Annotated in this window: 8 protein-coding genes; 6 read left to right on the top strand and 2 right to left on the bottom strand. The window is 35.2% G+C overall.

Annotated elements, in window-relative coordinates; all coding sequences use genetic code 11:
* The first annotated feature begins 438 nt into the window (after positions 1-438).
* Genes RMZ41_RS13940 through RMZ41_RS13930 form a run of 3 tightly spaced genes read left to right on the top strand, consistent with a single transcriptional unit; the run spans position 439 to position 4,616 of the window.
* Positions 439-2,457 (top strand): ABC transporter ATP-binding protein/permease, encoded by a 2,019-nt coding sequence (locus tag RMZ41_RS13940; protein ID WP_322644584.1) that lies wholly within the window; start codon positions 439-441, stop codon positions 2,455-2,457.
* A 28-nt stretch (positions 2,458-2,485) separates the two neighbouring features.
* Positions 2,486-4,168: a GUN4 domain-containing protein gene (locus tag RMZ41_RS13935; protein WP_322644585.1), complete on the top strand. Its 1,683-nt coding sequence runs from the start codon at positions 2,486-2,488 to the stop codon at positions 4,166-4,168.
* 37 nt (positions 4,169-4,205) lie between these two features.
* Positions 4,206-4,616: a hypothetical protein gene (locus RMZ41_RS13930; protein WP_322644586.1), complete on the top strand. Its 411-nt coding sequence runs from the start codon at positions 4,206-4,208 to the stop codon at positions 4,614-4,616.
* 205 nt (positions 4,617-4,821) lie between these two features.
* On the opposite strand, the gene RMZ41_RS13925 is transcribed toward RMZ41_RS13930, so the two are convergent.
* Together RMZ41_RS13925 and RMZ41_RS13920 are read right to left on the bottom strand one after the other, a co-directional pair.
* A complete protein-coding gene (locus RMZ41_RS13925) occupies positions 4,822-7,293 on the bottom strand; it encodes a hypothetical protein (protein WP_322644587.1) in 2,472 nt (823 codons plus the stop codon).
* A 566-nt stretch (positions 7,294-7,859) separates the two neighbouring features.
* The gene (locus RMZ41_RS13920) at positions 7,860-8,111 is read right to left on the bottom strand and encodes a hypothetical protein (protein ID WP_322644588.1); all 252 of its coding nucleotides are present in this window, start codon (positions 8,109-8,111) and stop codon (positions 7,860-7,862) included.
* A 289-nt stretch (positions 8,112-8,400) separates the two neighbouring features.
* Between RMZ41_RS13920 and RMZ41_RS13915 the strand changes: the two genes are divergently transcribed.
* From RMZ41_RS13915 to RMZ41_RS13905, 3 genes are read left to right on the top strand one after another with little or no spacing between them, the layout of a single operon-like run.
* Positions 8,401-8,997: a sigma-70 family RNA polymerase sigma factor gene (locus tag RMZ41_RS13915; protein WP_322644589.1), complete on the top strand. Its 597-nt coding sequence runs from the start codon at positions 8,401-8,403 to the stop codon at positions 8,995-8,997.
* Entirely contained in the window at positions 8,994-9,338 is a 345-nt protein-coding gene (locus RMZ41_RS13910; protein ID WP_322644590.1) for a hypothetical protein, read from the top strand. The genes RMZ41_RS13915 and RMZ41_RS13910 overlap by 4 nt, the downstream gene beginning before the upstream one ends.
* 12 nt (positions 9,339-9,350) lie before the next feature.
* Positions 9,351-9,812 carry a Spy/CpxP family protein refolding chaperone gene (locus RMZ41_RS13905; RefSeq protein ID WP_322644591.1) on the top strand — a complete coding sequence of 154 codons (462 nt, stop codon included), beginning with the start codon at positions 9,351-9,353 and terminating at the stop codon, positions 9,810-9,812.

Here is a 9,812-nt window from a genome sequence, read left to right as displayed (position 1 = left end):
GTTTAAATCCCTTACCCTTTTCCCTTTCCCCTTTCCCCAGCCCTCACAAGCGCATTTTTGGGTTGGCAGACTACTAGTGCATTCGATTTGATCCCCCCTAGCTCACGTCGCTAGCCTGCTTTAACGCTAACAGGGTTAAAGCAGGCTCCCCTTTAAAAAGGAGGAAATTTAATTAAATTCCTCCTTAAAAAGGGGAATTTAGGGAGAGCTACAAATCTCGAATACAACACCATAAAAGTTCTCAGATATTCTCTAAAAGGAAAAATGATCTCTGAGTCTCATACCATTTCACGAAATACCTGATACAAATAATTTATCTCTAATTCTTTCCCCCCTGCTCCCTATTCGTATCAACCTTAAAGTGAAATGGTATCACTTGATTTTCCAAGGCCATTTCAAAATTCCTAGTGTAATTAGTAACGGCTACATTTTTAGAATATGCAAACTCCATCTGTGCGTGAGCAAAATACAACAAATCCTTTTTCAGCCTTAATTCAATTTTGGCAGGATGTGAAAGTAGTTGCCGGGCCTTATTGGTATCCAACAAAAGCAGAAGGAAGAGCATTTTCAGATGTGATTCGCTCATGGGGAATGCTCATTCTCTTAATATTATTAATAGTCATAATTGTCGGTGCAAATGCTGCCAATAGTTACTGGAATCGTTATGTAATTGATATCGTTATTGAACAGAGAGACCTTGATAAATATAATAGTACTTTATGGCTGTCCAGTTTCATTATTGTTGGGATGGTTTTGTTAGTAACTCTTTTGAGGTATGTCAAAAAAAAAGTAATTCTTGACTGGTATAAATGGCTCAATCTTCATGTTTTAGAAAAATATTTAAGCAATCAAGCTTATTATAAAATCAATTTCAAATCTGATATAGATAATCCAGATCAACGCTTATCCCAAGAAATAGAACCCATTGCTAGTATTGGCTTGAGATTCTCTTCTTCTTTACTAGAAAAATCTTTAGAAATGGGAAGCGCTTTGATAATTATATGGATAATTTCTTCACAAATCGCAATTTATTTAGTTATTTATACAATTGTAGGTAATTTAATAGCTGTTTACTTAAATCAAGGAATAAATAAAGTTAACCAAGAAGAAATTGCATTTAAAGCAGATTTTGCATATTGCTTAACTCATGTTCGTAATCACGCTGAATCAATCGCTTTTTTTCAAGGAGAAGATGAAGAATTCAATATAATTCAGCGCCGATTTAATAATGTTTTAAACACTGCTGAACGCAGGCTGAATTTGGAGAGAGGACAAGACGCTTTTGGTAGAGCATATCAGTCTGCTATTAGCGTATTCTCGATGTTCATTCTTACACCTTTATTTCTTCAAGATCAAATTGATTATGGACAAATTAACCAAGCTAGTTTTGCTTGCTTTATGTTTTCTAATGCTCTAGGAGAACTAATATCAGAGTTTGGAATTTCTGGGCGATTTTCTGGTTATGTAAAGCGTTTAGCGGAATTTTCAGATGCACTACACGCTGCTAACAAACAACCAGAGAACGTCAGTACTATTCAAATTCTAGAAGAAGAACGTTTAGCTTTTGAGAATGTCACTTTACAAACACCAAATTATGAACAGGTGATTGTTGAAAATTTGTCATTTGTTGTTGAGCGAGGCGAAGGGTTATTGATTGTTGGGCCAAGTGGTAGGGGAAAAAGTTCCTTGTTGAGAGCGATCGCTGGTTTATGGAATGCGGGAACTGGTCGTCTAGTGCGTCCTCCCTTAAAAGAAGTATTATTCTTACCCCAGCGCCCTTATATCATTTTAGGGTCTTTGCGCCAACAGTTGCTCTATCCTCACACAGATAAGAAAATGAGCGATCGCGAACTTGAACACATTTTGCAACAAGTTAACCTGCAACACTTACTTACCCGCGTCGATGGCCTTGATACAGAAGTTCCTTGGGAAAATATATTGTCGTTAGGAGAACAACAACGCCTCGCTTTTGCACGACTATTAATTACACACCCTAGTTTCACTATCTTAGATGAAGCAACAAGCGCTTTAGATTTAAATAACGAAGGTAATTTATATCAACAGTTACAATCAACAAAAACAACTTTTATCAGCGTTGGTCATAGAGAAAGCTTATTTAATTATCATCAATGGGTGTTAGAACTTTCACAAGAATCTAATTGGCAACTTGTTTCTATGCCAGATTATCAATTGCAAAAAGGGATTATTATTAAACCAGTTGAAAAGGAGCAAATTACGATAGAGATTTATCCGAAAGATGAACTCAAAATAAAGCTAGGATCAGCAGTAAACGCTACAATTATAGGACTTTCTCATAAAGAGCTTCAGACATTAACAGACTATTCTCTTACTACGATCAGAAGCAAGGCTAGTCAAGAAAAGTCTGTGACTACTAAGGATGGTGTAACCTACCACTATAACAAAAACCCGGAGGTATTGAAATGGGTAAGAGTTTAGTAACTATTTGTACATTTCAAAATAAGTGATGCTAACTAGAAAGCAAAAACAATTAGTTACTTATGAATCTATTACGATTTATGAAACACATTACAAATTTCCTACTTTAAAAAACCCAAAAATAAAAAAAGTTCAAAGGGAGATTAGAAAATACCAAAGCTTAATTAAAGAAGGCACTAAATATCATTCTTATTTTTGGGGAATAATCAAATGGAAAAAAGAAATTAGTCAAGGAGAAACTTTAGCGGAGGTTAAATTATTAATTAGAGATTATACTCAACTTCTGGATTTTTTAGAAAATTATAAAACTAGTTATCAAAATTTTTTATTAAAATTTATAGACGACTGGAAAAATTTGTTTAACCAAAAATATGATGAAATTAAAAAAGTAAATGAAGAAAGAAATAAGCTAGAGATAAAAAATTATAAAAATTCTCAAATAATTGACAAGTTAAAATGGGAAGAAGAAGAAAATTTAAAATCTATTTTGCTGTTAAGCAATACTAACTTTTTAATTTTAGAAAAAGTAAAGTTACTCAGTGAAGGAATTAAAAATTTAGCGGAAGATACCAAAAATCAAAAGCAAGCTATTCAGAAAATACTTAAAGATATAGAGGTATATCAAGAAATTTATGAATACCAAGTCAAAGCTACAAAAATTCGTCAAGAAATAGCAAAAATAGCTGAAACAGCAATTAATCTAGAAAAGTCTCTACAAGATTACTTTAGTCCGTTTCAATCTTTAATAGATGATGTAGTAAAAGTAGATGCAGATTTTTACGCAATTGTAGGAGAAATTCAAAATTTAGCAAGTAGTACTCTAAATTCCCAAGCTAATTTATTAACGATACAAGATACTAGTACGATATCTCATGACATACTCAATTTATTAGTGGCAAGTTATGATAAAAAAGATAGACTGCAAGATGCTTTTTTTCAGTCAAAACTATTAGATTTGCAGGCTCATGACTTTGATTTAAGTAAAGATGAGATAACTTTAAATCAAGCGATTTACCTAATATCTAATTATATGTCTACTCAACTGGTTGCTCAAAAAAAAGTTCTAGGGATAGAAGAAACAGATATTATTTCTGATTATTCTCAACTTTTCATAGAGAGAACAGAATTGACGGAACAACCTAATATTCATATTGAGCTTACCACAGAATTTCAAAATAATTGGAATATTGATTACAGTAAATTGCAAAACCTTCTTACGCAGTACAAGTGGCAAGAAGCTGATATTGAAACAGCTAAATTAATCCTACAAGTCATGGGTAAGAATGATTGGAATGAAGTTTATAAACAGGATATTCTTAACTTTTCATGTGAAGCTTTTCATAAAATTGATCGACTTTGGCAACAATACAGTCATGGTTACTTTGGCTTTAGTGTTCAGCAAAGTATTTGGAACGAAATAGGCGGTCAAATAGATTATGAAACAGAAAAAAGACTTGGCGATCGCCTGGGTTGGCGAAAAGAGGGAAACTGGTTAAATTACGACCAACTAACTTTTAAATTATCCCCAACGACACCGATGGGACATCTACCAGTTAAATGGTTACATTATGACCAAAATATATTAGACATACCTTCACATTCATCTACAGCCCCCCTATCAATGGCAGCTTGGCGAGTTGGATCTTGGCTAGTATGGCAAATGCATTTATTTTTTACTCGTGCCAAAACTTGTCATGAAACTTTACCATGAGTGAATCGCACATTATTTAATATAGGGAAGAAAGCCAATGAATAATATGAATCTGTCTGATACAGAAATAGAAATTTTACTTTTTGGAAAATGGCGTTTTAATACAAATTGGGAAAAAATTTCTATTGAATTTAAAGATAATATGACTTATGAGCAAACTAGAATTCAAACGTTTCTTTTATCTAAACCCAGCGAATTTATCACGGGTAATAAATTTACTGGTGTATGGCACGTAAATGATAGAAGATTATGTTTAATTGTTAAAACTGTTCCTAAATCATTTTTCAATTTGCAATTACTGATATTATCTAGAGTAGATTTGGCAGATATGATAGCTAGCATATACTCTATATTTATAATAGAGAATTATGAAATTATTGAAATTGATAAATTAAAATTTTTAATAAGCGACAAAAATCAGAGAATTGCTGGTACAAAAATCAATTAATACTTTTTTCATGCTTGTAATAGTAACTTAAAAAATCTAGGGAAAATATTAATACCAATTCTGTATGAAGATGTACAGAATATTAAACGAACCGCCAAGGACGCCAAGAGCGCCAAGAAGAATAGAGAGTTACTCATTTAGTGCAGCTTCACATTAAATTGGTATAAGTCTGTATAAGTTATCTTAAATTTAACTTGTTTTTACTTTACTTATGTATTCCTTTTGAATGGTTGGGCTTTCTGATAATGTGCATACCTAAAATTTTTAAAGTATTATTATTGTGACTGATAGTGAGTGATGTTAACTCCTGACCCAACACATAAAAGCTACCCATAATAGTAACCCAATTGTACAGTCCGTTTTTTGCTCTGTTAAGCGTTATTGTCGCATTCCTTCGATTATTTGCTCCTTTAAGTATTACAATACCACCAAAATTAAAACTACCCGATGCAATTAATTGGCTGCTAGTAATGCTAGCCGTGATATTGGCAAAGGTGTAGCCTAAAAACTTGAGGCTTCCTGCAATACTGGCAGAATTATTGATATTACCATTAGCTCCTTTGCTCAAAGTGACTGTAGCGCCGTTAAAAGCTAAAATGCTAAAATTGAAATTACTTGTAGCTTGAAATCCGCTCTCGTTCAGGCTGATACCTAACGCCGTGAATTGTTTGCCTAAGAGAGTAACATCGCCTAAACCAAAAACCTTTTTATTAGTTAAATCAAGTTTAAAACTCGGAACATTAAGCTTTATAATATTGCCTAAATTAAGAGCTACATTATTAATTGAAACGTTCTGAGTGTTAAATGATAAAGTGCCGCTACCCAAAGATTGATTAAAAGCAATAATATTTGCTGTTCCTGTTGCACTTTGATTCTTCAAATTAACTGTGAGGTTCGGAATAGTCAAAGTCAAAAAACCTGCTAAACTCAGCCGAACATCCCTCAGATTGACACTATTTTGAGTAACATCAAAGATAATGCCAGCTAGGGTATTCCCAAAAACTGAAATTGTTCCTAAACCACTACCGCTACCAGATTTTATGTCGAGACTCAAAGCATCAACATCAATACTCAACAGATTTCCTAAACTCAGGTCAAAGTTTTTAAAGGTAGTATTGGTAGGGGTAATTTTAAATTCAACATTCGCAATTTCGTTGTCAAGGATTTCTAGATAACCATCTCCTTGAAGATACTGCTCACTAGGCGTTACCTTTAAAGATAAATCTAAGCTATCGTCATCCGTTCCCTTAATTTTCAGAAATCCTAAATCAATTTCTAGAACTTTTAATGAACCAGAGATATTATTAAAACTTTTATCTCCTTGAAGGATTAAGATTGCCTCATGCCCCCAAGCATTAATTTTGCCATTAATTTCTAAACCTTCTGATATCGCTTGAGCCGCAATTATTGTTGGAAAAGGAACATATTTAATTAAAGCATTAATTTTTCCGTCTCCATCCCCATCAATTGATTCGATATTTAAGTTCACTAAGCTTTCTAAAAACCCTAGTGCTTTGTTAATTAAATCGGTTGAATAACCTACTTGTTTCCTAAGAAAGGAAGCGACTGGCCCCCGCCACAAATCTATTAAGCTAACCGCTTCCTTGGGATTTAAAATTAAAGCTAATCTTTCAGGATCATTAGTGTCCATTAGAAAAGCTACCTCAATGTCTATTTTTTCCCATTTCAAATCACCAATGAAGCCAAAGTTATCAAAGTAAGGAGGTAAATACGTTCCGCCTCCTTGAAACCTGATATTGCGAAGTTCAGTTCCTACCAATCCATAGGGATTACACCAAGATTTTTCACCTTGTTGACAAAAGTATGCTGTTAAAGATTCAGGTTCGAGAGATAGACTACCAGAGAGAAATAACTTAGGTTCTTTTTCTTGGGTGGGATCGTAGCCTTGCAGAATCAAATTTCCAGTTAATCCAAAGTTTGGCTCTAAATCAGCCCCAATATTTAACCCTATGAGCAAGTTATTAAAAGTAGCTTTAAATTGTTGCTGGGAAAATAGCTGAATATCGCCTGCAATATTACCTGTTAAACTAACCTGTCCTGCCGGATTAAAGTTAATTACCGCTCCTAAGCACCCAATTCCTAAGCTTCTATGAATAAAACTGCTGAAATTTGTCTGGAGATTATTGAAATCAATATTTCCAATAAAGTTGAATCCTCTGCTTAAGTTAATGCAACCCAATTTTGAATGTTTAAAGGAATATTCAGTCTCAGTGATAATTAGCTCTGGGTTGCTTAATTTTAAATCGTTGATAATAGGAAGTTGACTCGCTAGGTTACTAAAAATAAAATCTTCGTCTAATTTATATTTTAATGTGGTTTGCTTGCCAAAAAATAATTCAATACTTTGGTTATTTAGTAATCCTTTAAAGCTGAGTTCTACTTCTTGAGAAGTTTTATGAATTTTATATTTTGGTGAAGATATTCTAATTTCATGTTTGCCAAATACTTCAACAATGATTCTATCAAGTGCCACGTTTATGTACGAAACTGTACTATGAATGCTAAAAATTTTGTCTAAATTTAACTGCAAATCCTGGTCAAAATCTAAATAAGTTCCTGAACTTGAGGAGACTAAATGTATATCATCTGAAAATCCCAGTTTTAATTTGATAGTTTTAGGTAAAGTAATTTCTGTTAAATCAATGCTATTAGTCATAAGTAATTTGATGTAAATGTGTTTAACAGATTGGTTTAGAGGTTATTTATAGCAAAGCGTTTAGAATCTCTACTTAAGTCTCACAAAAAATTTATCCACAGGTGAAAATTGTCAATTCCACCAAGCGTAAATAATTAACGCTAGATAATCTTGTAGAAACTTAACTATAAACTTCAATAAAAATTATCGCATCTCCCCAAATTCCTTAATATATTACACTAACTCCTTGGTATGTCTCCCTTCAGAAAGTTGATTCTTATTTTTAGCGCATAACTTTAATCATCAAAAGGCGAAGAAAAATTTCAAGACACGGTGCATTCACCTTTTGGCGATCGCAAAAATCAGCCTTGACTGTACATTAGTGAGAAGAAAGCCGCAGCTTCTACCTCTAACACCGAGTCTAAAGATTACGAAGTTATTTGAGGATATGTTTCCCAAGGAGCCAGAAAAGCGTGGCAAAGGAATGCCTCATACCCTATATCGCAAAGAAGGGAAGCAGTAACTTCCCTTCTACTCTTTATCGAGCTAGTGTATTAAGTGCTAATCTCTTAACTGAGCGTGAGTTCTTATCGATAGTCATACTCATGTCTGAAGCGCCATTCCCGTTTCTCATGTTGTCTACGTTGCCATTCACGGCGCTCACGTTCTTCGCGCTCTCTACGTTGCCATGCTAGCCTCCTTTGTTCTCGTTCGCGCCACTCATGTTGGTGATTGTTTCCCAAAATTACTTCTACTTGAGCAGATGCACGCTCTGCTAAAACACTCGAAGTTAGCAAAACGCCTAACAAACAAGATGAGAGAATTCTTTTCATGTTCATAAAGATATACCTTTGATTGAACCAGAAATCTATAGTTTTAGACTTCTTGCTTTTACAAAAGGTTCAATTAGCAGATAAGGCTTTCAAAAAATACTAAGCAGATAAGTATAACTGCGTAAATATTTTTAGTTGGGATCAGGCAGAAGGCAGAAGAAAAAAGGGTTTTAGTTCAATTGGACTTTCTTAACATAGTTTTGTTTTTTCCAACTTCTAACTCATTTGAACCTTTTTCACATTCATCCGGTCTAAATAAATACAAGCAACAAACGAATAGAGGAGAACGCCTCAAGTGTTAGTTGTGCCCGCCGAGGTTTCAAAAGCAAATTCATTGATTGGTGAATCAGAAAGCGAATCTGACAGTTATCTAGTGCAGCAGTGTCTGCGAGGTGATACCCAAAGCTACGGTCAGCTTTACCGTCGCCATCAGCAAAGAGTGAGGTCAATCCTCTACAAACTCTGTACTTCTGCCAGTCTGGACGATCTGGTGCAGGAAGTGTTTCTGCAAGCCTGGAAGGGATTGCCCAAGTTTCGCCAAACAGCAAAATTTTCCACTTGGCTGTACCGAATCGCTTGGAACGTGGCTTGTGACCAACGACAGGCAGATATTAAAAGGCGAACTCAGTTACAGATTCTGACTGAAAAAACTCCTACCCAACAAGAAGCCCCAGAGTTAATGAATCTGCATTATCAAGACCTTGTGCAACGGGGACTAGCAAACCTAAGTTTTGACCATCGCACGATATTGGTTTTGCATGATTTGGAAGAAGTACCTCAAAAAGAGATTGCACAAATCCTAGACATTCCACTAGGAACAGTTAAATCACGCCTATTTCATGCTCGTGCTGCCATGCGTCAATTTCTCCAAAACCAAGGAGTACAGCTATGACAAAGTTGCCTAATGACGATTCTGACCTAATTAATTTTCTGCGCCAACATCGCCAAGAAGTTCCGCCAGCCTCGCCGGATTTAGAACAACAAATTTTACAACAGGTGAAAGCTTGGCCTTTGTCACCCTTACGCCACTATTCAAGGTTGAGGTTAGTTCTGCCTGTTGCTGCTGGATTAGTCGCTGCCATAGTTGGCTACCGTGCCTTTATACCGGCTCAACCGAGTCCGGCTGAACTTGCTACATTAGAAGCCTTTATTGAAAGTAATTGGCAAGGTACAGTCAGTAACCAACATCTGGAAAGTGATGTATGGCATTCTACAGACTTAGATACTGAATAGGAGATCGCTTTAATGTTAATCCGTCGTGTTTCCATTTTGACGGTGGCGATGGTTGCACTTGGTAGCACTATTGCTCTGGCCAAGCCAACTTTACTTTCACGCCAAGTCATTGCCCAAACCCCCACTATACCTCATCCAAATCCTGGTAAATCAGTGGGATGGCTCAAGGATTTAAATTTGACATCTCAACAACTGCAACAGATTAAGGAAATTCGCAATCAATCTAAACAGCAGATAGCCCAAAAATCACAAGAGATACGTCAAGGACAACAGGAATTACACGATTTGATAGTAGGGACAGCTACTAAAGAGCAAGTCAGGGGTAAATATAACCAAATTAAGCTTGTAAAGCAGCAACTTGCTGATATGCAGTTTGAAAATACCCTTGCCATCCGGGAAATCTTGAACCCAGAGCAACGGCAGAAATTTGCCGATCGCATGTATAAGAAAAATCCTCCAGCACGACAAAATTAA

Origin of the sequence: Nostoc sp. DedVER02 (genome assembly GCF_034530675.2) — a bacterium.
GTDB lineage: Bacteria > Cyanobacteriota > Cyanobacteriia > Cyanobacteriales > Nostocaceae > Nostoc.
The sequence above is the reverse complement of the archived record's forward strand: the minus strand, read 5'-3'. Positions and strand labels throughout refer to the sequence as shown.

What these genes read in the sequence shown, in the direction of transcription:
- RMZ41_RS13940 (WP_322644584.1), top strand. Translation starts at nt 439, where the DNA reads ATGCAAACTCCATCTGTGCGTGAGCAAAATACAACAAATCCTTTTTCA.
- RMZ41_RS13935 (WP_322644585.1), top strand. Translation starts at nt 2,486, where the DNA reads ATGCTAACTAGAAAGCAAAAACAATTAGTTACTTATGAATCTATTACG.
- RMZ41_RS13930 (WP_322644586.1), top strand. Translation starts at nt 4,206, where the DNA reads ATGAATAATATGAATCTGTCTGATACAGAAATAGAAATTTTACTTTTT.
- RMZ41_RS13925 (WP_322644587.1), bottom strand. Translation starts at nt 7,293, where the DNA reads ATGACTAATAGCATTGATTTAACAGAAATTACTTTACCTAAAACTATC.
- RMZ41_RS13920 (WP_322644588.1), bottom strand. Translation starts at nt 8,111, where the DNA reads ATGAACATGAAAAGAATTCTCTCATCTTGTTTGTTAGGCGTTTTGCTA.
- RMZ41_RS13910 (WP_322644590.1), top strand. Translation starts at nt 8,994, where the DNA reads ATGACAAAGTTGCCTAATGACGATTCTGACCTAATTAATTTTCTGCGC.
- RMZ41_RS13905 (WP_322644591.1), top strand. Translation starts at nt 9,351, where the DNA reads ATGTTAATCCGTCGTGTTTCCATTTTGACGGTGGCGATGGTTGCACTT.